Below are 22,506 nucleotides of genomic sequence, written 5' to 3' on the forward strand. Positions count from 1 at the left end.
TCCACACCCCCACCATGGCCGCCCCGAAGACTGTCACCCGACCCCCGCCCAAGCGCCGCGCGGCCGACCTGGCCTACGACGCCATCGAGGCGCTGCTGTCCACCATGCAGCTGGAGCCCGGCAGCCAGATCGTCGAGGCCGAGCTGGCCGAGCGCACGGGCCTGGGCCGCACGCCGGTGCGCGAGGCGCTGATGCGCATGGTGTCGATCGGCCTCATCGTGCAGCAGCCGCGCCGCGGCCTGCTGGTGTCGACCATCGACCTGGCCGACCACCTGGACGTGATCCAGACCCGCCGCGTGCTCGAGCAGCTGATTGCCGCCTGCGCCGCGCGCCGCGCCACCGCGCCGCAGCGCCAGGCCATCGTGCGCTGCGCCGAGGCCATGGTCGAAGCCGCGGGCCGCGGCGACCTGAACGACTACATGCAGGCCGACCGCGCGCTCGACCTCGTCACGCATCACGCGAGCCACAACGACTCGGCGGTGAAGGCGGTGGTGCCGCTGATCGTGCAGTGCCGGCGCTTCTGGTACGCCTACCAGCACGAGGGCGAGATCGTCGAAGGCGCCAACGCGCACCTCGAACTGGCGCAGGGCATCGCCACCGGCGACGAGGCCGCGGCCATCGCGGGTGCCGAGCGGCTCATGGACTACCTCGAAGTCTTCGCCCGGAAAATCATCGACAAGTAGGCCGAAGGGCCTCGCCTGCCCCCGCCCACACCGGGGAACTACGCGTGATCTGCCGGCGCCTTCGCCGCATACTGGCCCGATGGCCGCTGCACCCCGCGCTCGACCCGAAGACTTCTTCACCCCCGACGAGTGGCAATCGCTCACCGCGCGCTCGTCCTGGCGGGGCCTGTGGCTGGTGGCGCACTGCTGGGGCGTGATCGGCGCCGCGATGATCGTGGGCATCGTGTGGCCATGGACCATTCCGCTCATGGTGCCGATCGTCGGCACGCGCCAGCTGGGCCTGTTCATCCTCATGCACGACGCCGCGCACGCGGGGCTGCACCGCAACCGCAAGGTCAACGACTGGGTGGGCTACTGGCTGTGCTCGCCCACGCTGCGCGACTACCGGCCCTATCACCTGCAACACCACCGCTTCGTGCAGCAGACCGAAGACCCCGACCTCGTGCTGTCGGCGCCCTTCCCGATCTCGCGCGACTCGATGTGGCGCAAGGTCGTGCGCGACCTCAGCGGCCAGACCTTCTACAAGCAGCGCTTCGGCCACATCGCCGACGCCCTGCGCCAGCGCGCGCCGGGCGAATCGGCGCTGCGCGTGTGCGGGCGCGAACTCGCGAAGGACAGGCGTTTTCTCATCGGCAACGGCCTGGGCCTGCTGGCCTTCACGCTGGCCGGCGTGTGGTGGGCCTGGGTGCTGATGTGGCTGCTGCCGATGGCCACCTGGCTGCCGCTCGTGAGCCGCGTGCGCAACATCGCCGAGCATGCGCTGGTGGCGCAGAACGAGGCCGACCCGCTGCGCCAGGCGCGCACCACACACGCCGGCTGGCTCGAACGCATCTTCGTGGCGCCCTACTGGGTCAATTACCACTGCGAGCACCACATGTTCACCAACCTGCCCTGCTGGGCGCTGCCGAAGGCGCACCGCCTGCTGCAGCGCCAGGGCGCGACCGCGCGCATGGAAGTGCAGCCTGGCTACCTGCAGCTGCTGCGCCGCGCAGCCCCTGTGGGCTGAAATCTCAGCGACTCGGTGCGGGCTGCACCGCCGCCACCGGCTGCGCACCGCGCTGCGCCTGCTGGCTCAGCCAGATGCTCGCGATCACGATGCCGATGCCCGCCATCTGCCAGCCCGAGAGGCTCTGGCCCAGCAAGGCCCAGCCCAGGATCACCGCCGTCACCGGGCTCAGGAAGGCCAGCGGCGCGATCGCCGAGGGCTCCAGCCGGGCCACGCCGCGGAACCACACGATGTAGGTGAGCGCGGCGCCGACCAGGCCCAGCCAGGCGAAGCCGACCCAGTTCATCGCCGTGAGCGCGGGCAGCGGCGGCTCCAGCCACAGCGCCACCGGCAGCAGCAGCAGCCCGCCGGCCGTCAGCTGCCAGGCCGTGAAGGTCAGCGCCGACACCGGCGGCTGCCAGCGGCGGCTGAGCACCGTGCCGAAGGCCATCGACACCGCCGCCGCGAGCGCCGCGGCGATGCCCAGCGCGTCGAGCTCGGCGTTCGGCGTGAGCACCAGCAGCGCCACCCCACCCATGCCGATCACGGCCGCCGCCACCGACAGCGCGCGCACCGGCGCACCCAGCAGCAGGCCGGCGAGGAACACCACGAACAGCGGCTGCACCGAGGTGATGGTGGCCGCCACGCCGCCCGGCAGCCGGTAGGCGGCCAGGAACAGCATCGCCCACAGCACCGAGAAGTTCAGCGCGCCCAGCAGCAGGATGCGCCCCCACCACGCCCGGGGCGGCAGCTGGCGCACGATCAGCATCAGCAGCAGGCCCGCCGGCAGCGCGCGCAGCAGCGCCACCGTCAGCGGGTAGTTCGCCGGCAGCAGCTCGGTGGTCACGATGTAGGTGCTGCCCCAGACCGCGGGCGCGATCGCGGTGAGCAGGAGGTCGGTGGTGCGGGAGGTCATGGCTCGAATCTACGGCGTTGACCTGTGGTTGTGAATGCTCGAATAATGAATTGATTCTTTACTGACAGTCGTCAATCGAGCGCCGGCCCATGGACCATCTCACCGCCCTCAAGGTCTTTCGCACCACCGCCGCGGCGGGCAGCTTCGCCGGCGCCGCGCGGCAACTGGGGCTGTCGGCCGCGGCCGTCAGCAAGAACATCGCCGAGCTGGAGGCGCACCTGAAGGTGCGGCTGATCAACCGCACCACGCGCAGCATGAGCCTCACCGAGGCCGGCGCGGCCTACGTGGAGCGGCTCGCGCGCATCCTCGACGACCTGGACGAGGCCGACGCCGCGCTGGCGCCCGTGGGCGCGAGCCCGGGCGGCGTGCTGCGCGTGAGCGCGCCGCTGACCTTCGCGCTGACCTGCATCTCGCCGCACATCCCCGCCTTCATGGCGCGCCACCCCAACCTGCGGCTGGAGCTGAACCTGCAGGACACCCGCATCGACCTGATCGGCGAAGGCTACGACCTCGCGATCCGCGGCAGCGACCGGCTGGAAGATTCGAGCCTGGTCGCGCGCGAGCTCATGACCATGACCCACGTGCTGTGCGGTGCGCCCGGCTACTTCGCGGCCCACGGCCGGCCCGCCGCGCCCGAAGACCTGAAGGCCCACGAGTGCGTGCAGTTCACCCTGTCGGGCCACGCGAACAAATGGACCTTCCGCCGCGCCGGGCGCAGCGTGGCGGTGCCCATCGACGGGCGCTACAAGGTCAGCTCCAGCATCGCCGTGCGCGACGCCCTGCTCGCCGGCTTCGGCCTGAGCCTGGTGCCGCGCATCTATGTCGAACAGGAGCTGGCGACGGGCCGGCTCGAAGCCGTGCTCGAAGACTGGGAGGCCGACCGCACGCCGGTGTACGCCGTGTACCCGTCGCGTCACCTGGCGGCGAAGACGCGGGCCTTTGTCGACTTCCTGCTGGAGCGGTTCGCAGCGCGGTGAGGCGCGCGGGGGCTAGTCGCCCGCCGGCTCGGCGATCTCGGGCGCTTCCCACCCCAGCAGCTCGGCCAGCCGATGCACGATCCAGCCGGCCTCGGGCACCGACACGCCCGATTCCGGTGTGGCCAGCCCGGCGTGGATGCGCCGCAGGATCTCGCTTTCGACCGGCACCTCGGTGTGGTGCTGGATCTGCGCATGGCCCACGAGGTGGCCGGCGAGGTCTTCGCAGATCTCGTAGCGCGCGCGCACCACGTCGATCGGCTCGCGCAGGCGCTGGCGTGCGTCGCTGTAGACCGCGAAGAACGAGGGCGGGATGTAGATCTGGTTGTCGTCGGACATGGCGGCGCGTGATGCAGGGCAGGCCCCAATGACAAAACGCGCCCGGGGGCGCGTTCGTCGTGGCTCCGAAGAAAGAGCCGCGGGGGCTGGATCAGCCGCCCTTGCTCGGGCGCTTGCCCGGGTTCTTCTTGCTGCGCGTGGCGGTGCCGCGCTCGAGGCTGATCTTCTGGCCGCCACCGTTGCGCGGCACGGTGTAGCCGGGCATGGGCGTCGGCTTCGGGCTGGCAAGACGGTCGGCTTCGGTACGGATTTTCTTGGGCATGGAAAGCTCGGATAAAAAAGATGTTCGACCCCCGATTAGGCCACATCGGCAGATTTCGTCTGCCAAGCGCCCAAACAGGAGCATGGGAGGGATGTCAGGTCGACTGCGGTGTCAGCAGTCGCACCTTGACGCTCTTGCCCTTCACGCGGCCGTTGCCGAGCTTGCGGGCGGCTTCTTCGGCAATGCCGCGGTCCACCGCGACATAGGTCGAGAACTCGTTGACGTTGATCTTGCCGACCTGGTCCTTGGTGTAGCCGCAGTCACCGGTCAGCGCGCCCAGCACGTCGCCGGCGCGGATCTTTTCCTTGCGCCCGCCGACGATCTGCAGCGTGGCCATGGGCGGCGTGAGCGGTGCGCCCTTGGCGGGCGTGAGCTCGGCCAATGGGTGCCATTCGGACTCGCGGCCCTGCAGCTGTTCGATCTTCCCGACGAAGCCCATCTCGTTCATGCTGGCCAGGTTCAGCGCCAGCCCTTCCGAGCCGCCCTGCTGGCCCACGCGGCCGGTGCGGCCCACGCGGTGGATGTGGATTTCGGAGTCGGGCGTCACGTCGACGTTGATCACGGCCTCGAGCTGCGCGATGTCCAGCCCGCGCGCCGCCACGTCGGTGGCCACCAGCACCGAGCAGCTGCGGTTGGCGAACTGCACCAGCACCTGGTCGCGCTCGCGCTGCTCCAGCTCGCCGAACAGCGCCATCGCGCTGAAGCCCTGCGCCTGCAGCACGTCGACGAGGTCGCGGCACTGCTGCTTGGTGTTGCAGAAGGCCAGCGTGCTCACGGGACGGAAATGGTCCAGCAGCAGGCTCACGGCGTGCAGCCGCTCGCTGTCCTTCACCTGGTACCAGCGCTGGCGGATCTTGCTGCCTTCATGCTGGGCCTGCACCGTGATCTGCTCGGGGTTCTTCATGAACTGCTGCGCGAGCTTGGCGATGCCTTCGGGGTACGTGGCCGAGAACAGCAGCGTCTGGCGTTCCTTCGGGCACTGGCGCGCCACCTTCACGATGTCGTCGAAGAAGCCCATGTCGAGCATGCGGTCGGCCTCGTCGAGCACCAGCGTGTTGAGCGCCGAGAGGTCGAGGTTCTCGCGCTCCAGGTGGTCCATGATGCGGCCCGGCGTGCCCACCACGATGTGCGCGCCGTGCTCCAGGCTGGCGATCTGCCCGCGCAGCGCCACACCGCCGCACAGCGTGACGACCTTGATGTTTTCTTCGGCGCGCGCCAGGCGGCGGATCTCGGTCGTGACCTGGTCGGCCAGCTCGCGCGTGGGGCACAGCACCATCGCCTGGATGGCGAAGCGGCGCGGGTTCAGGTTGGACAGCAGCGCCAGCGCGAAGGCGGCGGTCTTGCCGCTGCCGGTCTTGGCCTGGGCGATCAGGTCCTTGCCCAGCAAGGCGGGCGGCAGCGCGGCGGCCTGGATGGCCGTCATCTGCGTGTAGCCGAGCTGGGTGAGGTTGGCCAGCATCTGGGGCGACAGCGCCAGCGTGGCAAAGCCGTGGGGTTCGGCCTGGAGGCCGCCGGCTGGGGAGGTGGTGGAGTTCATCGTTCGGCAGCCGGAGACAGACAGACAGGAAAACGCAAAGGGAAAAAAGTGACGGCCCGGAAAAGACAAAGGCCTTGCAGGGCCCCCTCCGGGAGGGCGCTCTGCAAGGCCGGCCGGGCGTCGCTCAGCGGCGGGGCGTGTTGTTGCCCGAGTTGGTCGGCGGGGGACCGCGGCGTTCCAGGTGACGGAACGTGATGCGGCCCTTGGTCAGGTCGTAGGGCGACAGCTCGAGCGAGACCTTGTCGCCGGCCAGGATGCGGATGTGGTGCTTGCGCATCTTGCCGCCGCTGTAGGCGATCAGCTGGTGGCCGTTGTCGAGCGTGACGCGGTAGCGCGAGTCGGGCAGGACTTCGGTCACTGCGCCGTTCATTTCGATCAGTTCTTCCTTGGGCATGTGTGATTACCTCTGAATCGTTCGATGTGTGTTGGAGATGAAGATGGGCGTGTTGGTTTCAGTCGGCCGGCGGGTCAGCCGGCGTCCAGGAATCTGTCGTTGCGGTGCGGGAAGCAGAAACCTGCCCACCGCGATGCTGTTGCGAAAGTGTCCATGAAGCCTGGGGCGCTGCGTGCCGGTGCGGGGCGCGCAATGCCGAAAAATTAGTGAGAACGGACGCGCCGCACGCGCGATTCGCTTCAACAGGAACGAAGGCAGTGGTGGCATTCATGGGCGCCCGGTCTGGCGCTCCAACACACTGTGAAAGCCGGCGTGGCCCGAGGGCTGGAAACGAGAAGCCTGATGAATCCTGGATCCCGGATTCGGATGGCAACGCAGATCGGCCGGCGGGGGTGACGAAATTCTTCGTCGTGGTATCGAAACGAACCCGACATTATAGCTTGCAGGGCATGACAGTTGCTTGTCTTAAAAACAACGCTCGCATGAAAAAGGCCCCGAAGGGCCATCCACCCTATCAATGTAGCTATTGAAAATATAGCAACCCGCCGCAGCATCAGGCGCAGGCCGGCGCCGTCGACGCCGCAGGCGCGGCCGACCGGGCCCGCCGCGCCGCGCGCCACAGCAGCACCAGCCCCGCCAACTGGGCGGCGGCGCCCACCCAGCCCACCGCGCTCACGCCGAACCACGCGATGGTCGCGCCGCCCAGCCCCGAGCCCGCCGCGATGCCCAGGTAGACCGCCGAGGCGTTGAGCGACAGCGTCATCGGCGCGCGCTCGGGCGCCAGCCGGATCAGCCGCACCGCCTGCGCCGGGCCGAAGCCCCAGCCGGCGAAGCCCCACAGCGCCGACAGGCCCACGATCAGCGGCAGCGCCAGCCCGCGCGGCAGCATCTGCGCGGCGAACGAGAGCCCGCCCATGATCACCACCAGCGCCAGCGCGAAGCCCCGCGCCATGCGGTCGGCGCCGAAACGGTCGGTGGCCCAGCCGCCGGTCGCGGTGCCCAGCGCGGCGGCCACGCCGATCGCGAAGAACACCGCGCCCACGCCCTCGGCCCCGAAGCCCAGCGTGTGCTCGAGGAACAGCGCGATGTAGGTGTAGAAGCTGAAGCCGCCCGTGGCCCACAGCACGGTGGCCAGCAGCGCCGGCGCCACGCCGGGTTCGCGTGCCACGGCGAAGGCCGGGGCACGCGGGGCCAGATCGGCCAGGTCCTGGGCCGGGGCCTGCGCCAGCGTGCGCGGCAGCCCCACGAACAGGCCCCAGGTGGCCAGCGCCGCCACCGCGGCGATCAGCAGGTAGGCCGTGCGCCAGCCGCCCCAGCCCGCGATCCAGGCGCCCAGCGGCACGCCGAGCGCCACCGCCACGGTGCCGCCGCCGGTCACGATGGCCAGCGCCCGGCCGCGCAGCGCGGGCGACACCATCGCCGCCGCCACCGCGCTGGCCGTCGGCAGGAACACGCCCGCCACCAGCCCGAGCGCGACGCGCGCCAGGGCCAGCTGCGCGATGCCGTGCGCCATCGAAGCCGCCGCCGTGAGGCCTGCGAAGGTCGCCAGGCTGGCGATGAGCAGCGGGCGGCGCCCGAAGCGCGCGAGCAGCGCGGCCATCAGCGGCGAGCCGATCGCATAGCTCAGCGCGAACAGCAGCACCAGCTGGCCGGCCTGCGCGGCGCTGACTTGCAGGTCGGCCGCCAGCACCGGCAGCAGGCCGGCGACCATGAAGCTTTCGGTGCCGATGGCGAAGGCGCCCAGCGCGAGCCAGGCCAGGCCCAGGGGCAGGCGTTCGGCGGGCGGTTGCTGCTGCGGGGTTTCAGGAGCGGTGTGCATGGTGAAGGACTCCATGGGTGGGTGTTCCAAGGCCTCCAGAATAGGATTGCAAGCGGCTCTTCAAAAGAACCACAATCGGCAAAGATCATGGAGCCACTTTTCGAGCTTGCCCTGCGCCTGCCGGTCGCCGGTTCGCGCGACCTGCTGCGCGCGCTGCACCGCCAGCTGCGCGACGCCATCCTCGACGGCCGGCTGCAGCCCGGCGCGCGCCTGCCCGCCACGCGCGCGCTGGCGCAGCGGCTGGGCGTGTCGCGCAACACCATGCTGGCGGCCTACGACCTGCTGCTGAGCGAGGGCTACCTGCTGGCGCGCCCGGGCTCCGGCACCTTCGTGGCCGACACGCTGCCCGCGTTGCGGCGCGGCCGGGCCGCGCCCAAGGAGGCGGGCGCCGCGCCCCGGCGCGATCCGCGGCTGGTGCCGCTGAACGTGCCCGGCGCCGACCTCGCCCCCACGCTGCAGCCGCGGGCCGCGCGCGACGACTTCCGCGTCGGCCTGCCCGATGTCGGCGCCTTTCCGTTCGACATCTGGCGCCGCCTGTCCGACCGCGCACTGCGCCGCGTGGCGCGCCAGACCGCCGACTACGCCGACCCCCAGGGCCAGGGCGCCCTGCGCGAGGCGATCGCGGCGCACGTGTCGTTCACGCGCGCGGTCGGCTGCACGGCCGACGACATCGTGGTCACGGCCGGCGCGCAGCAGGCCTTCGGGCTGCTGGCGCGCATCCTGGTGGTGCCGGGGCGCACGGTGGTGGCGGTCGAGCAGCTGTTCTATCCCTCGCTGCGCGAGGCCATGCTGGCCGCCGGCGCGAAGGTGGTCACGGTGCCGACCGACGACGAAGGCCTGTGCGTGGACCGCATTCCGCCCGAGGCGCGCGTGGTCTGCGTCACGCCCTCGCACCAGTTCCCCACCGGCGTGGCGATGTCGCCGCCGCGCCGGGCCGCCCTGCTCGCCTTTGCGCGGGCGCGCAACGCCGTGCTCATCGAGGACGACTACGACAGCGAGTTCCGCTTTGCCGGCCGCCCGCTCGACGCGCTGCAGACGCTCGACCGCGCCGGCTCGGTGTTCTACGTCGGCACCTTCTCGAAGAGCCTGTTCCCCGCGCTGCGCCTGGGCTTCGTGGTGGCGCCGCCCTGGGCCCGCGCGGCACTGGTGCGGGCGCGCGAGCTGGCCGACTGGCACGGCCCGGTGCTCGGGCAGGAGGCGCTCGCGGCCTTCATTGCCGAAGGGCACCTGGCGCGCCACATCCGCCGCATGCGCAAGCTGTACGGCGCACGGCGCAGCGCCCTGCTCGACGCGCTGGCGCGCCACGGCGCGGGCCGGCTCGAGGCGATTCCTTCCGATGCCGGCCTGCACCTGTCGGCGTGGCTGCACGGCGGCGCACGCGACCATGTGGTGGTCGAGCGCGCCGCGGCGGACGGCATCACCTTGCCGCCGTTGTCGCGTTTCGCGCCCGATCCGCAGGCGCCCGATGCGCCCAACGGCCTGGCCTTCGGCTTCGGGTTGATCGCCGAGTCGCAGATCGACGGCGCCATCCGGCGGCTGGTGCGCCTGCTGTAGCGTGCCGGCTCAGGCGCTGTCCAGCGGCAGCCGGGTCGTGAACTTGGTGGTCGACAGCACGATGTCGCTCGAGTAGTTCTCCAGCTCCAGCGCGTCGCCCAGCTGCTCCTGCGCGAAGGCCTGGTAGTCGGGCAGCGAGCGCGCGCAGATCACGAGCACGAAGTCGGTCTCGCCGGCCACGCAGTGGCACTGCAGCACCTGCGGCAGCGCATGCACCTTGCGCTCGAAGGCTCCGATCGCCTCGCGCGTGGTGCTGCGCAGCGACACGCGCGAGATCACCAGCACCGGAAAGCCCACGCGCGCGGCGTCGAGGATGGCCACTTCTTCGCGGATCACGCCCGCGCGCCGCAGCCGCTGCACGCGCTTGAGGCAGGCCGAGGGCGAGAGGTTCACGCGCTCGGCCAGCGTCTGGTTCTGCAGGCCCGCGTCGGCCTGCAGTTCGGCCAGGATGCACTGGTCGATGCGATCGAGGGTGCCGGTTTTCATGGTGCCGCCAGTGTGGCGCAAGGTGCGCGCAATCGGCTTCGTTTTCGGGCCTGCACAACGACACCGGATTTCGCGGCCGATGGCTACGCTGGGGCTCCCCCGACGAACAAGGAGCATCCGATGGCCGAAGGCGCAACCTACGACCCCGTGGTCAGCAAGCACCTCGTGCGCTACGGCATGGGGCTGAGCCCGCATGTCATCGTCAAGGCGCGCGGCGCCACGCTGTGGGACGCGCAGGGGCGCGAGATCCTCGACTTCACCTCGGGCCAGATGTGCGCCACCATCGGCCACAACCACCCGCGCATCGTCGCGGCCATCGAGAAGGCCTGCGAAGGCGCGCTGCACCTGTACAGCGGCTTCGTCGGGCCGGCCGTGCCGGCGCTGGCCGGGCGGCTGGCGGCGATGCTGCCGCCGTCGCTGTCGAAATCGCTGTTCCTGTCCACCGGCGGCGAGGCCAACGAGGCCGCCGCGCGCATGGCCCGCGTGACCACCGGCCGCTACGAGATCGTGGGCCTGAACGGCGGCTGGCACGGCGTGAACGGCGGCATGGCCGCGCTCACCTTCGCCGGCCGGCACCACGTGGACTACGGGCCGCGCAAGCCCGGCACCATGTCGATCCCCGCGCCGAACTGCTACCGCTGCCCCATCCGCCATTGCCGCGACGCCTGCGACACCACTTGCCTCGACGTCGGCTTCGACATGGTCGATGCGCAGTCCAGCGGCTCGCTCGCGGCCTTCATCGCCGAGCCGGTGCTGAGCTCGGGCGGCGTGATCGTGCCGCCCGCCGGCTACTTCCCGAAGCTGCAGGCCAAATGCCGCGAGCGCGGCATGCTGCTCATCCTGGACGAAGCGCAGACCGCCTTCGGCCGCCTGGGCAGCAACTTCGCGTTCGAGCAGGCGGGCGTGGTGCCCGACTTCCTCACCGTCTCGAAGACGCTGGGCGGCGGCCTGGCGATCGGCGCCACGGTCACCAGCGAAGCGATCGAACAAGATTGCCATGAGAAGGGCTTCGTGCACGTCACCTCGCACGTGTCCGACCCGCTGCCGGCCGAGGTCGGCCTGGCGGTGCTCGACGTGCTTGAGGAAGAAGGGCTCAACCAGCGCGCCGCCGCCATGGGCGAACGGCTGAGCCGGGGCCTGGCCACGCTGAAGGCGCGGCACGAGGTGATCGGTGACGTGCGCGGCCACGGCCTGCTGCAGGGCGTGGAACTGGTGAAGGACCGCGAGACCCGCGAACCCGACGCCGAGCGCGGCCGGGCCATCACCGACGCCTGCATGGCGCGCGGCCTGAGCATGAACATCGTGGCCGTCGGCGGCATGGCGGCCGTGTGGCGCATCGCGCCGCCGCTGAATGTGAAGCCGGAGGAAATCGACCGCGGCCTCGAAATCCTCGACGACGCGATCCGTTCGACGAGCTAGATCCCCAGCATCCGCCGGTTGGCTGCCACGTCCGCGCCGCCGGCCGCGAAGTCGTCAAAGGCCCGGTCTGCCACGCGGATGATGTGGTCGCGGATGAAGGCGGCGCCCTCGCGCGCGCCGTCTTCCGGGTGCTTGATGCAGCACTCCCATTCGAGCACCGCCCAGCCCGGGAAGTCGTACTGCGCCATCTTCGAGAAGATGGCCTTGAAGTCGACCTGCCCGTCGCCCAGCGAACGGAAGCGCCCGGCGCGGTTGATCCAGCTCTGGAAGCCGCCGTACACGCCCTGCTTGCCGGTCGGGTTGAACTCGGCGTCCTTCACGTGGAAGAGCTTGATGCGCTCGTGGTAGTGGTCGATGTAGGCCAGGTAATCGAGCTGCTGCAGCACGAAGTGGCTCGGGTCGTACAGCAGGCAGGCGCGCGGGTGGTTGCCCACGCGCTCCAGGAACATCTCGTAGCTCACGCCGTCGTGCAGGTCTTCGCCGGGGTGGATCTCGTAGCCCACGTCGACGCCCACGGCATCGAAGGCATCGAGGATCGGGCGCCAGCGGCGCGCCAGTTCGTCGAAGGCCTCCTCGATGAGGCCCGGCGGGCGCGGCGGCCACGAATAAAGATACGGCCAGGCCAGCGCGCCCGAGAAGGTCGCGTGCGCCGTGAGCCCGAGGTTGGCCGAGGCCTTGGCCGCATGGTGCAGCTGCTGCACCGCCCACTGCTGGCGCGCGACGGGGTTGCCGCGCACCTCGGGCGCCGCAAAGCCGTCGAAGCCCGCGTCGTAGGCCGGGTGCACCGCCACCAGCTGGCCCTGCAGGTGGGTCGAAAGCTCGGTGATCTCCAGGCCGTGGCCCGCAAGCGTGCCCTTGATCTCGTCGCAGTAGGTCTTGCTCTCGGCGGCGCGCTTCAGGTCGATGAGGCGCGTGTCCCAGCTGGGGATCTGCACGCCCTTGTAGCCGAGGCCCGCGGCCCATCCGGCGATGGCGTCGAGCGAGTGGAACGGGGCCGTGTCGCCCGCGAACTGGGCCAGGAAAATGCCCGGCCCCTTGATCGTCTTCATGCGTGTCTCCTGATGCGCCGCACAGCATACTTCGGGGGTTCGGCTGACACACGACCGAAGTTCGATGGGCGCACAATGAACTTTGTCCACAGGGAACCCATCGACATGTCTCAGCCTGTCGCCGCCCGGCTCAAGATCGGCTTGTCCGCCTGCTTCTCGCACGCCGACCCGGCCCGCTCGCTTTTCACGAACAAGACGCTGCAGTACGTCGAACAATCGATCGCCCACTGGCTCATGTCGGCCGGCGCGATGGTGGTGATGGTGCCCTGCCCCACGGGCGAGACGGCGCGCGGCGACACCAAGCTGTCGCACTACGCCGAGTGGCTCGACGGCGTGGTGATGCACGGCGGCGCCGACGTCTGGCCCGGCAGCTACGGCGAGGAGCCCCTGAAAGACGCCTGGATCGGCGACCAGATCCGCGACCTGTACGACCTCGCGCTGGTCGAGGCCTTCGAGCAGGCCGGCAAGCCGATCTTCGGCGTGTGCCGGGGCCTGCAGCTGATCAACGTGGCCTTCGGCGGCACGCTCTACCAGGACATCGAGGAGCAGCACGGCCACCCCGAGACGGTGCGCCACCGCGACCCGGTGACCTACGACCAGAACTTCCACCAGATCGAGATCGTCGAAGGCACGCGCCTGGCGAAGCTGTACCCCGAGGTGCGCACGGCGCGCGTCAACAGCATCCACCACCAGGGCATCAAGGGGCTCGCGCCCGGCTTCGAGATCGAGGCCTGGAGCCTGCCCGACCGCGTGCCCGAGGCGATCCGTCGTCGGCCCGAGAAGGGGCGCGGCTACATCGCGGCGACCCAGTGGCACCCCGAGTTCCACAAGTACGGCAGCACCGAGACGGTGGACGACACGCCGATCCTGCACGACTTCCTGTGGGCCTGCGCCACCGCCCGCGTGGCGCCGCGCACCAGCATGCGCGAGATGCAGGGGCGCATTCGCAACCGGGCGGCGCGGTTGCTGCGGCAGGCGTTGTTGCGGCGCTGACGGCTGTTGTTCGGGGCGCGTGCACAGGCCACCGGGTACTTCCCTCCGCGAATGTCCCCCGGCCTGCGGCCTCCTCCTTGATTTCGCTGCGGGAAGCACCCGGTGTCCTGCGCACGGGACGCAGCGCTGGTGTGCGGCCGATCAACGACCGTACTGTCCAACGCTCAGCCCGCGTCGCGCAGCAGGTGCTTGAGCAGCTTGCCCGTCGCCGTGCGCGGCAGGCTCTCGCGCACTTCGAAGATGCGCGGAATCTTGTAGCGCGCCAGCCGGTCCTCGAGAAAACGCACCAGCTCGCGCGCCTCGAGTGCGCGCCCGCCGCGCGCCACCAGCACCGCCGTCACGGTCTCGCCCCACTCGGGGTGCGGGCGACCGATGACGGCCACGTCCTGCACGTCGGGGTGGGCGCCCAGCGCGTCTTCCACTTCCTTCGAATAGACGTTCTCGCCGCCCGTGATGATCATGTCGCGCAGCCGGTCGACGATGAACAGGAAGCCGTCCTCGTCCACGCGCGCCAGGTCGCCCGTGCGGTACCAGCCTTGTGCGTCGAAGGCCTCGGCGCTCGCCTGCGGGTTGTCGAGGTAGCCCTGCATCGCGGCCGGCGAACGCAGGTGGATCTCGCCGACCTCGCCCGCGCCGCAGCGCCGGCCGTCGGCGTGGCGCACCTCGATCGCCACGCCGGGCACGCCCGCGCGGCCGATCGAGCCGGCCTTGGCGATCGCGTCTTCCGGGTAGAGCACCGTGCCCAGCGGGCCCGATTCGGTCATGCCGTAGACCTGCACGAAGCGGTCGCTGCGGTAGCTGTCGGCCAGCTTGCGTGCCATGTCGGCACCGAGCGGGCCGCCGCCGTAGGCCCACAGGCGCATCGCGCTGAAGTCGTAGCGTTGCACGTCGGGCACCACCGACAGCGGCGCCAGGAAGGCGATGGGCGCACCGAAGGTGAAGGTGATGCGTTCTTCGGCCAGCGTGTCGAGAAAGGCCTTGGGCGCGTACTCGCGCAGCAGCACCACGGTGCCGCCCATGAGCAGTGTGCCCAGCAGCCAGTTGTTGAGCGGCGACGAATGCCACACCGGCATCGCGACCAGTGTGCGTTCATTGCGCGACAGCGACATGCCCGCCGCCGTGCACACGGCCGCCATGAACACGTTGCGGTGGCTGTGCAGGCAGCCCTTGGGCTTGCCGGTGGTGCCCGAGGTGTAGAGCACCTGGGCCAGCGTGTCGGTGCCGGGCAAAGGGGCGTCGTCGCTGAGCGGCGCGGCCTGCGCCATCAGGTCGTCGAACATCGGCAGGCCGTCGGCGGCGCTGTCGGTCGCGAGCCAGTCGCAGCGGTGCGCGATGCGCGCGGCGACCTGCGTGGCGAGCGTGCCGTCGGCCACGCACAGGCGCACGCCGGCGTGGGCCAGCACGTAGTCGATCTCCGGCGCCTGCAGCTTGTGGTTGACCGGCACCACGGCCGCGCCGAGGCGCCAGGCGCCGAACATCGCGGCGACGAAGCCGACCGTGTTGAAGCACAGCAGCGCGACCTTGTCGCCGGGGCCCACGCCCTGGTCGCGCAGCACGGTGGCGGCGCGGCGCGAGAGGTCGGCGAACTCGGCGTAGGTCCAGGCGCGGCCCGCGGCGCGCAGGCATTCGTGCGCAGGCTGGGTGCGGGCGTGCTGGTCGAGCAGGGAAACGAAATCCATCCGTGTCGGCTCCGTGCTCAGTGCCAGGCGGCGCGCACCAGCGCGCCGGGGTCGCTGGTGCCGGCGCTGATGCCGGTCACGGGGCCCCAGTCGGGATCGAAGCGGCTCGACACGAACGCGGCCGCCGCGAGCGGGCTCGCGTGCTGCAGCATCAGGCCGGCCTGCGCCGCGCGCACCAGCCGCTGCGTGAAGCGGCGCGCCTGGCGCTCCAGGTCCTGCGGCGCCAGCTGCACCATCTGGCGCAGGGCCTGCACCTCGGCCTGCAGGCGCGCTTCGCCGGCGGTCACTTCCTGCAGGTGGTCGAGCACGAGGTGCGCGTCGTCGGGGTTGCGCGACACGGCACGCAGCACGTCCAGGCACATCACGTTGCCCGAGCCTTCCCAGATCGAGTTGACGGGTGCCTCGCGGAACAGGCGGCCCATCGGGCCGTCTTCCACGTAGCCGTTGCCGCCGAACACCTCCATCGCCTCGCCGGTGAGCGCCACCGCGCGCTTGCAGTTCCAGAACTTGGCGGCGGGCGTGAGCAGGCGGCGCCAGGCGGTGTCCAGCGGCGCGGGCGAGCCGAAGCGCGCGGCCAGCTCCATCGCCAGCAGCGTGGCGCTTTCGGTTTCCAGCGCCATGTCGGCCAGCAGTTCGGTCATCACCGGCTGGTCGACCAGCGCCTTGCCGAAGGCGAAGCGGTTGCGCGTGTAGTGCAGCGCCTGCGCGAAGCCCTGGCGCATGAAGCCGGCGCTGGCGAGCGCGCAGTCCAGCCGCGTCACGGTCGCCATCTCGATGATGGTCGGGATGCCGCGGCCCTCGTCGCCCACCAGCACGCCCCAGGCCTCCTTGAACTCGACCTCGCTGCTCGAGTTGGAGCGGTTGCCGACCTTGTCCTTCAGGCGCTGGATGTGGATCGCGTTCTTGCTGCCGTCGGGCCGCCAGCGCGGCACGAAGAAGCACGAGGAGCCGTGCTCGTCGGTCTTGGCCAGCACCAGGTGGCCGTCGCACATCGGCGCCGAGAAGAACCACTTGTGGCCGGTGATGAGGAACTCTTCGCCCCACGGGCCACTTGCCATGCTCCCCGCGGGCACCGCGCGCGTGGTGTTGGTGCGCACGTCGCTGCCGCCCTGCTTCTCGGTCATGCCCATGCCGACGGTCATCGAGGTCTTGCCCTCGAGCGGGATGTCGCGTGGGTCGTGCACGTGGGCGGCGAGCTTGTCGCGCAGGTCGGCGTACAGCGCGGCGTTGCGGCGCATCACGGGGATGCAGGCCTTGGTCATGGTGGTCGGGCAGGTGGAACCCGACTCGATCTGGCTGTGCATGTACAGCGAGGCGCCGTAGCCCACCCAGGCCGAGGGCCGCTCGTCGAAGAACGGCAGGTTGGCGATGCCGTTGCGCCGCGCGATCGACATCATGGTGTGCCACGCGGGGTGGAACTGCACGCTGTCGATGCGCGAGCCGGTGCGCGAGTGGGTGTGCAGCTCGGGCTCGTGGCGGTTGGCGTCCTCGGCGGCGCGCAGCGTGGCCTCGGCGCCGTACTCGGCGCCCTGGCGCACCAGCTCGTCGTCGCGCCAGGCGGCGCCGCCGCGCCCCACCGCGCCGCGCAGCGCGGGGTCGCTGGTGTAGACGTTGTAGTCCTTGAGCTCGGGGACCTGGTTGTCGGGATGGATGCCGGGAATGGTCATGGCGTTGTCTCCGTGAATCGGTGAAAAAGGGGGCGTGTTCAGGCGGCGGCGGCGCGTTCGCGCACCACCAGCGTCTGGGTCGCGAGGCCGATGAGGCCGCGCGTGTCGTACAGGTGGGACACGGTGAGGCCCGCGCCGCCGGCGTGCATCTCGGTGCTGGCGCGCAGGCCGATCCACTCGCCCTCGGGCACGCGAAACAGGTTCAGGCTCAGGTCGGCGTTCGAGAACAGGAAGTCGGCGGGCGACAGCACCCAGCTCAGGCCGTTGCCGAAGTCGGCCGCCGCCGCCGCGCGCATCGCGGGCGAGGTGGCCACGCCGCGCACCAGCGGCACGGCGAGCCGGAACCACGCGGCGCCCGCGCCGGGCTGCGCGATGTCGCCCTGCGCGAGGCGCGATTCGACGGCGGTCTGGTGGAACGAGAGGCCGTCAGGCAGGCCGGGAATGCGCAGGCGCTCGGTGCAGTCTTCCGGCAGCGGGCGCAGTTCGCGCGGCGCGTCGCCCGCGGGCAGGTTCGCCGGCAGCGTCAGCGGCGAGGTCTTCAGCAGCAGCGCATGCGCGCGGGCCACCACGGTGTCGCCCGCGAGCAGGTCGATGCCCACGCGCACCGTGGCGCGCGAGGCCTGCGACTGCGTGCGCGTGGCCAGCGGCGCCACCGGCACCGGCTTCACCAGCTCCAGCGTGAGCCGCGCCAGCTGCCAGCCGGGGCCGGGCGCCGCGCGTTCGGCGATGTGGGCGAGCAAGGCGGCAGGCGCGCCGCCGTGCTGCGCGCGCGGGTCCCACGGGCCGCGCGAGAGCGCGTCGGGCAGCCACGCGTCGCCCTCGCCGGTGTAGACGGCGGGGGGCGTTGTCTCGGGGGCGCGGTCGGGCGAGGTCATTGCAGAATGCCTTTCGATGGGATCAAAAATTCTAGGAACAACCCGCCCGCGAGGTGTTCGGGTTCGGCGGCCATGACCGGCGCCCGCGCACCCGCCGCCGCCCCGAGGAGGAAGCCGCGCCAGTCCCGCGCGCGCCACACCTCGCAGGCCTTGCAGGAAGCCTTTGTTCGGCTTTTGGTCGAGAAGGGCTACGCCGCCATCACGATCCGCGAGATCGTGGCCGTGGCGGGCACGGGCCTGGGCAGCTTCTACGAATACTTCGAAAACAAGGAAGACCTGGCGCGCGTGTGCCTGCACCTGCGCTCCAAGGCCTTGCTGCTGGACATGCGCGCGGTCGTGGCCACGAACGAAGGCCGACCGTGGCGCGAGATCGTCGACGCGGTGATCGATGCGCAGCTCGAGGCGCACCGCGCGCAGCCTGTGGCCTGGGGCGCGCACTACCTGCTGGAGCGGCACCTCTCCAGCCCCGAGGCCTACCGCAAGATGTACGACCGCTTCGTGGCCGAATGGGTGGGCGTGCTCGACGCGGCGGGCGACGTGAAGGCCGACGGCCCGCAGAAGAAGGAAGCGGCGCGCGTGTGCCAGACCATCATCTACGGCCTGGTCGCGCACACCCACATCGGCACGGGTGGGCGGCCCGACCTGCAAACGCTGTCACGCCAGTTGCGCGATGCGCTGCGGGGCTACCTGGCGACAGTCGCCTGAGGCTCTGGCTCAGCGCGACGACTTGTTCGTCGTGCCGCTGACGCCGGCGTCGATGGTGCCGAACACCGTCACGCCGCTGCCCGATGAAGACGTGGAGGAAGAAGACGGCGACGGCGCGGTGCCGGCGCAGCCCGAGACCAGCAGACCGGTCGCAAGGACGGCGAGGGCGGCAAGGATCGACTTCACGGCAGGACTCCAGAAAACTAAGGACGTCCCACTATAGGCCGGGGGCTCCGGCCGCCCTGTAACAAAGACACCAGCCGCCGCAGGGGCGGCGGTGTTCAGCCTGCCACGCGCGGGTCGGTCGCCAGCAGCATTTCGACCATCGAACGCAGGTCGGCCTGCAGCCGCGTGGCGCCGGCTTCGTCGAGCGCCAGCGTGGCCTCGTCCATGTAGAGCTTGCGGTTGATCTCGACCTGGATGCTGTGCCGGTTCGCCGCCGGGTCGCCGTGCCGGCGCACCAGCTCCACGCCCTTGTACGGGTGGTTGTAGTCCACGCTGTAGCCGCATGCGCGCAGGTGCGCGCACAGCCGCTGCGACAGCGCCGGGTCGGCCGTGCTGCCGTCGCGGTCGCCGATCACGAAGTCCGCGTGCGCCAGGCCCGGGAAGTCGGTCGCGTGGCTGCCCGCGATGGCGGGCATCGAGTGGCAGTTGATGTGGATGCTGTAGCCGTGCCGCGCATGCGCCTCGTCGATGGCCTGCGCCACCGCTGCGTGGTACGGGCGCCAGCACTGGTCGATGCGCTGGCGCACCTCGGCCACCGTGAGCGGCCGGTCGTAGATCGGCAGGCCCTCGTCGGTGAGCTTCCAGATCAGGCCCTTGCCCAGGCGCACCTTGGACAGCACGCGCGGGTCGGTCGACACCGGCTCGGTCCACGGGCCGTCGAGCATCGTGGTGTCGACCTCGGTCATGTCGCGGTTGGCGTCGAGGTAGCTGCGCGGAAAGTGCGCCTCGATCCAGGCGGCGCCCATGTCGCTCGCGAAGGCGTAGAGCTTCTCGACGTGGGTGTCCTCGGCCCGGCGCAGCGTGGCGAGCTCGCACACGGGCCGGAAGTCCTCGGGGTAGACGGTGCCGCTGTGCGGGGAGTCCAGCACCAGCGGGGTGTGCCCGGCGACGCTCGTCACCTGGGCGCGGGTTTGAATCAGTTTCAGGACTGGATGCATAGGCGGTGTCGGTCAGTCCAATCGGATGCGCGCGAAGGCGGCCACCTTCTTCATCTTCTCGATCTCGCTCGCGATCTGCTTCGTGAACTCGGCCGGCGTGGTGCCCGAGGCGTACAGCCCCTGCAGCGCCAGGCGCTCGCGCACCGCGGGGTCCTTCAGCGCCGTGGCCACGGCCTGCTGCATGCGCAGCACCAGCTCGGCGGGCGTGCCGGCGGGCGCGATCATGCCGAACCACGAGGGGTCGTTGCTGGCCGCGTAGCCCAGTTCGCCGTAGGTCGGCACCTCGGGCAGCACGTCGAGGCGGCCGCTCCAGGACACGGCCAGTGCCTTGAGCTTGCCGGCCTTCACGTGCGGCAGCGACGAGGCCACCTGGTCGAAGTACACCGGCACCTGGCCCGCGAGCACGTCGTTGATGGCCGGGCCCGCACCGCGGTAGGGGATGTGCACCATCGAGGTTCCGGTGCTGCTCTTGAACAGCTCGCCCCACATGTGGCCGATGGTGCCGTTGCCCGGCGAGGCGTACGACACCTTGCCCGGGTTGGCTTTCAGGTACTTCACGAGTTCCGCGAAGCTGCCGACCGGCAGCACGGCCGGGTTGATGACGATCACGCCCGGCGCCTTCACCAGCTCGGTCACGGCGGCGAAGCCCTTGATCGGGTCGTAGGGCAGCTTCTGGTACACGGCCGGGTTCACGCCGTGCGTGGACAGCGTGGCCACGCCGAAGCTCAGGCCGTCGGGCGCGGCGCGTGCCAGCTCGGCCATGCCGATCGAGCCGCCCGCGCCGGCGCGGTTGTCGATCACCACGGGCTGCTGGAGGATCTTGGCCAGGGGCTCGGAGAGCACGCGGGCCGTGATGTCGGTGGCGCCACCGGGCGGGAAGGGCACGACCAGGCGGATCGGCTTGCCTTGGGCAAAGGATATTCCTGGGGCGAAAGAAACAGCAGCCAGGGTGGAGAGGAAATGACGACGTTGCATGAGGGTTCTTCCAATGGAACGATGAGTGAATGTGCAAAGCTGCAGCTCACCTGAAGCAAAGGATATACCCGATATCATTCCAATCTGGAATGACTTGATGGGCTCCCCCATGCCGCTGCGACGCCTCAACCCGCCCCTGAACCTGCTGCGTGCCTTCTCCACCGTGGTGCGCTTCGGCGGCGTGTCGCGCGCGGCCGAGGCGCTGCACCTCACGCAGGGCGCGGTGAGCAAGCAGGTGCAGGAGCTCGAGCGCTGGATCGGCGCGCCGCTGTTCGAGCGCAGCCGCAAGCGCCTGGCGCTCACGCCGGCCGGCGAGCGCTACGAAAAGGCGGTGCGCGCCCTGCTGGCGCAGCTGGAGGCGGCGACGCTGGAGCTCATCACCAGTGGCGACGGCGGCGGCGCGCTGCATTTGTCGACCCTGCCCACCTTCGGCGCCAAGTGGCTGATTCCGCGCCTGCCCGACTTCCAGCAGCGCCACCCGCAGATCACGCTGCATTTCGTGCCCTTCGTGCACGGCTACGACTTCGAGCGGCCCGAGCTCGACTGCGCCATCCTGTTCGGCGACGGCCACTGGCCCGGCGCGCGCTCGCACTACCTCGCGGGGCAGGACGTGGCGCTCATCGCCCCGCGCGCCGCGCAGGCCGAGGCCGCCATCCGCACGCCGCAGGACGTGGCGCGCTGCACCCTGCTGCGCCATGTGAGCGTGCCGCAGTCGTGGCTGCACTGGAGCGAGGCGCACGGCGTGCGCGGGCTCGACCCGCTGGCCGGCCTGCAGTTCGACCAGTTCCAGACCATGATCCGCGCCGTCATGGCCGGCATGGGCGTGGCGCTGGTGCCGCGCTGCCTGGTGCAGGACGAAATTGCGTCGGGGCTGGTGGACGAGCCGCTGCCCGACGGCGGCTACCGGGGCAGCGAGGGCTACTGGTTCTGCTACCCCGAGGGGCGCGGCCAGCTGGCCACGCTGGATCATTTCCGCCACTGGCTGCTGGCCGAGGTCGACCGCAGCGGGGAAGCGACGGCGCTGCCGTTGGCTGCGCCGGCCTGAGAAGTTACTCGGGCTTCGCGCCCGATGCCTTCACCGCCGCACCCCAGAGCCCGATCTCGCTCGCCACGAAGCGATCGAACTCGGCGCCGGTCGTCGGTGCCGGCTCGGAGCCCCGGTCGCGGATGAAGCGCGCCATCTGCTCGCTCTTCAAGATGTCGGTCACTTCGTGGTTCAGCCGCGCCACGATCTCGGGCGGCGTGCCGCGCGGCGCCATCAGGCCGAGCCAGCCGACGGCTTCGAAGCTCTTGGTGCCCGCCACGCCGCTCTCGCGCACGGTGGGCACCTCGGGCAATTGCGACGAGCGCGTGGCCGACGTCACCGCCAGCGCAACCGCCTTGCCCGCCTTGATGTGCGGCAGCGCGGCCGTCACCGAATCGACCATCAGCGGCACCTGGTTGCCCAGGAAGTCCGCCTGCGCCGGCCCGCTGCCCCGGTACGGAATGTGCGTGATGAACACATGCGCCGCCGACTTGTACATTTCGCCCGACAGGTGCTGCGTGCCGCCGATGCCGGCGCTCGCGTAGCTCAGCTTGCCGGGTTCGGCCTTGGCGCGCGCCGTGAGCTCGGCCAGCGTGCGGATGCCGCTTTCGGGCGTGGCCAGGAACACCAGCGGCACCTTCGCGATGAGCGAAATGCCGACCAGGTCCTTGCGCGGGTCGAAGCCCGGCTTGGCGTAGAGCGTCTGGTTCACCGCCATCGCGCTGCCCGCCACCACCAGCGTGTAGCCGTCGGGCGGTGCGCGCACCACGAACTCGGTGCCGATGTTGCTGCCCGCGCCCGCCTTGTTGTCGACGATCACGGGCTGGCCCAGCCGCTTGCCGAGCTGTTCGGCGAGCGCGCGGGCAAAGATGTCGGTGGCCTGCCCGGGTGGGAACGGCACGACCAGCTTGACAGGCTTGTCAGGCCAAGCGGCGGCCTGGGCCAGGCCCGCGCCGCCCAGCAGCGCGGCGGCACACAGGGCGGCGAGGTGTCGGCGCTGCATGCGTC

23 protein-coding genes are annotated in these 22,506 nt (G+C 70.7%); 8 read left to right on the forward strand and 15 right to left on the reverse strand.

Annotated features, from left to right (window positions below; translation table 11 throughout):
- Positions 1-14: 14 nt before the first annotated feature.
- Together AC3WQR_RS28395 and AC3WQR_RS28400 are read left to right on the forward strand one after the other, a co-directional pair.
- A complete protein-coding gene (locus AC3WQR_RS28395; protein WP_492745281.1) occupies positions 15-683 on the forward strand; it encodes a GntR family transcriptional regulator in 669 nt (222 codons plus the stop codon).
- Between the two features lie 79 nt (positions 684-762).
- On the forward strand, positions 763-1,689 hold the full coding sequence (locus AC3WQR_RS28400; protein WP_492745243.1) for a fatty acid desaturase family protein: 927 nt from the start codon (positions 763-765) through the stop codon (positions 1,687-1,689).
- A gap of 4 nt (positions 1,690-1,693) precedes the next feature.
- On the opposite strand, the gene AC3WQR_RS28405 is transcribed toward AC3WQR_RS28400, so the two are convergent.
- A complete protein-coding gene (locus AC3WQR_RS28405) occupies positions 1,694-2,584 on the reverse strand; it encodes an EamA family transporter (RefSeq protein WP_492745245.1) in 891 nt (296 codons plus the stop codon).
- An 89-nt stretch (positions 2,585-2,673) separates the two neighbouring features.
- Between AC3WQR_RS28405 and AC3WQR_RS28410 the strand changes: the two genes are divergently transcribed.
- A complete protein-coding gene (locus tag AC3WQR_RS28410) occupies positions 2,674-3,561 on the forward strand; it encodes a LysR family transcriptional regulator (RefSeq protein WP_492745247.1) in 888 nt (295 codons plus the stop codon).
- 12 nt (positions 3,562-3,573) lie between these two features.
- On the opposite strand, the gene AC3WQR_RS28415 is transcribed toward AC3WQR_RS28410, so the two are convergent.
- The 5 genes from AC3WQR_RS28415 to AC3WQR_RS28435 all read right to left on the reverse strand — a co-directional run bounded on the left by AC3WQR_RS28415 (position 3,574) and on the right by AC3WQR_RS28435 (position 7,909).
- Positions 3,574-3,897 (reverse strand): hypothetical protein, encoded by a 324-nt coding sequence (locus AC3WQR_RS28415; RefSeq protein ID WP_390347727.1) that lies wholly within the window; start codon positions 3,895-3,897, stop codon positions 3,574-3,576.
- Between the two features lie 91 nt (positions 3,898-3,988).
- Positions 3,989-4,159 carry a hypothetical protein gene (locus tag AC3WQR_RS28420; RefSeq protein WP_167395080.1) on the reverse strand — a complete coding sequence of 57 codons (171 nt, stop codon included), beginning with the start codon at positions 4,157-4,159 and terminating at the stop codon, positions 3,989-3,991.
- Between the two features lie 94 nt (positions 4,160-4,253).
- Positions 4,254-5,696 (reverse strand): ATP-dependent RNA helicase DbpA, encoded by a 1,443-nt coding sequence (dbpA, locus tag AC3WQR_RS28425; protein ID WP_062482564.1) that lies wholly within the window; start codon positions 5,694-5,696, stop codon positions 4,254-4,256.
- A gap of 124 nt (positions 5,697-5,820) precedes the next feature.
- A complete protein-coding gene (gene infA, locus AC3WQR_RS28430) occupies positions 5,821-6,090 on the reverse strand; it encodes a translation initiation factor IF-1 (protein ID WP_062482563.1) in 270 nt (89 codons plus the stop codon).
- A 553-nt stretch (positions 6,091-6,643) separates the two neighbouring features.
- Positions 6,644-7,909, reverse strand: a complete 1,266-nt coding sequence (locus AC3WQR_RS28435; RefSeq protein WP_492745250.1) for an MFS transporter — start codon at positions 7,907-7,909, stop codon at positions 6,644-6,646.
- 87 nt (positions 7,910-7,996) lie between these two features.
- Between AC3WQR_RS28435 and pdxR the strand changes: the two genes are divergently transcribed.
- A complete protein-coding gene (pdxR, locus tag AC3WQR_RS28440) occupies positions 7,997-9,463 on the forward strand; it encodes a MocR-like pyridoxine biosynthesis transcription factor PdxR (protein ID WP_492745253.1) in 1,467 nt (488 codons plus the stop codon).
- A gap of 9 nt (positions 9,464-9,472) precedes the next feature.
- Here pdxR and AC3WQR_RS28445 read toward each other — a convergent pair whose 3' ends face one another.
- Positions 9,473-9,949, reverse strand: a complete 477-nt coding sequence (locus AC3WQR_RS28445; protein ID WP_159274176.1) for an Lrp/AsnC family transcriptional regulator — start codon at positions 9,947-9,949, stop codon at positions 9,473-9,475.
- A gap of 120 nt (positions 9,950-10,069) precedes the next feature.
- Here AC3WQR_RS28445 and AC3WQR_RS28450 point away from each other — a divergent pair, with 120 nt between their 5' ends.
- A complete protein-coding gene (locus tag AC3WQR_RS28450; RefSeq protein ID WP_492745255.1) occupies positions 10,070-11,368 on the forward strand; it encodes an aspartate aminotransferase family protein in 1,299 nt (432 codons plus the stop codon).
- Here AC3WQR_RS28450 and AC3WQR_RS28455 read toward each other — a convergent pair.
- Positions 11,365-12,417: a sugar phosphate isomerase/epimerase family protein gene (locus AC3WQR_RS28455; protein ID WP_492745257.1), complete on the reverse strand. Its 1,053-nt coding sequence runs from the start codon at positions 12,415-12,417 to the stop codon at positions 11,365-11,367. The two genes, AC3WQR_RS28450 and AC3WQR_RS28455, sit on opposite strands and share 4 nt — an antisense overlap.
- Positions 12,418-12,522: 105 nt before the next feature.
- Here AC3WQR_RS28455 and AC3WQR_RS28460 point away from each other — a divergent pair, with 105 nt between their 5' ends.
- Entirely contained in the window at positions 12,523-13,410 is an 888-nt protein-coding gene (locus AC3WQR_RS28460) for a gamma-glutamyl-gamma-aminobutyrate hydrolase family protein (protein ID WP_062480404.1), read from the forward strand.
- A gap of 164 nt (positions 13,411-13,574) precedes the next feature.
- Here the strand turns inward: AC3WQR_RS28460 and AC3WQR_RS28465 are convergent, their stop codons facing one another.
- Genes AC3WQR_RS28465 through AC3WQR_RS28475 form a run of 3 tightly spaced genes read right to left on the reverse strand, consistent with a single transcriptional unit; the run spans position 13,575 to position 17,631 of the window.
- On the reverse strand, positions 13,575-15,089 hold the full coding sequence (locus AC3WQR_RS28465; RefSeq protein WP_492745259.1) for a class I adenylate-forming enzyme family protein: 1,515 nt from the start codon (positions 15,087-15,089) through the stop codon (positions 13,575-13,577).
- A gap of 17 nt (positions 15,090-15,106) precedes the next feature.
- The gene (locus AC3WQR_RS28470; protein ID WP_492745261.1) at positions 15,107-16,756 is read right to left on the reverse strand and encodes an acyl-CoA dehydrogenase family protein; all 1,650 of its coding nucleotides are present in this window, start codon (positions 16,754-16,756) and stop codon (positions 15,107-15,109) included.
- Positions 16,757-16,794: 38 nt separating this feature from the next.
- Entirely contained in the window at positions 16,795-17,631 is an 837-nt protein-coding gene (locus AC3WQR_RS28475; RefSeq protein ID WP_492745263.1) for a thioesterase family protein, read from the reverse strand.
- Between the two features lie 72 nt (positions 17,632-17,703).
- Between AC3WQR_RS28475 and AC3WQR_RS28480 the strand changes: the two genes are divergently transcribed.
- Positions 17,704-18,336: a TetR/AcrR family transcriptional regulator gene (locus AC3WQR_RS28480; protein ID WP_492745265.1), complete on the forward strand. Its 633-nt coding sequence runs from the start codon at positions 17,704-17,706 to the stop codon at positions 18,334-18,336.
- Positions 18,337-18,345: 9 nt separating this feature from the next.
- Here AC3WQR_RS28480 and AC3WQR_RS28485 read toward each other — a convergent pair whose 3' ends face one another.
- The 3 genes from AC3WQR_RS28485 to AC3WQR_RS28495 form a co-directional block, all read right to left on the reverse strand.
- On the reverse strand, positions 18,346-18,522 hold the full coding sequence (locus AC3WQR_RS28485) for a hypothetical protein (RefSeq protein WP_167481182.1): 177 nt from the start codon (positions 18,520-18,522) through the stop codon (positions 18,346-18,348).
- A 95-nt stretch (positions 18,523-18,617) separates the two neighbouring features.
- The gene (locus tag AC3WQR_RS28490) at positions 18,618-19,499 is read right to left on the reverse strand and encodes an N-formylglutamate amidohydrolase (RefSeq protein ID WP_492745267.1); all 882 of its coding nucleotides are present in this window, start codon (positions 19,497-19,499) and stop codon (positions 18,618-18,620) included.
- Positions 19,500-19,511: 12 nt separating this feature from the next.
- Positions 19,512-20,474: a tripartite tricarboxylate transporter substrate binding protein BugE gene (locus AC3WQR_RS28495; RefSeq protein ID WP_492745269.1), complete on the reverse strand. Its 963-nt coding sequence runs from the start codon at positions 20,472-20,474 to the stop codon at positions 19,512-19,514.
- A 109-nt stretch (positions 20,475-20,583) separates the two neighbouring features.
- Here AC3WQR_RS28495 and AC3WQR_RS28500 point away from each other — a divergent pair, with 109 nt between their 5' ends.
- Positions 20,584-21,519, forward strand: coding sequence for a LysR substrate-binding domain-containing protein (locus tag AC3WQR_RS28500; RefSeq protein WP_492745271.1), 936 nt, complete (start codon positions 20,584-20,586; stop codon positions 21,517-21,519).
- 4 nt (positions 21,520-21,523) lie between these two features.
- On the opposite strand, the gene AC3WQR_RS28505 is transcribed toward AC3WQR_RS28500, so the two are convergent.
- Positions 21,524-22,501 carry a tripartite tricarboxylate transporter substrate binding protein gene (locus AC3WQR_RS28505; RefSeq protein ID WP_492745273.1) on the reverse strand — a complete coding sequence of 326 codons (978 nt, stop codon included), beginning with the start codon at positions 22,499-22,501 and terminating at the stop codon, positions 21,524-21,526.
- Between the last annotated feature and the right edge of the window lie 5 nt (positions 22,502-22,506).

The organism is Variovorax sp. FW305-3-2-15-B-LB1, from assembly GCF_058787635.1.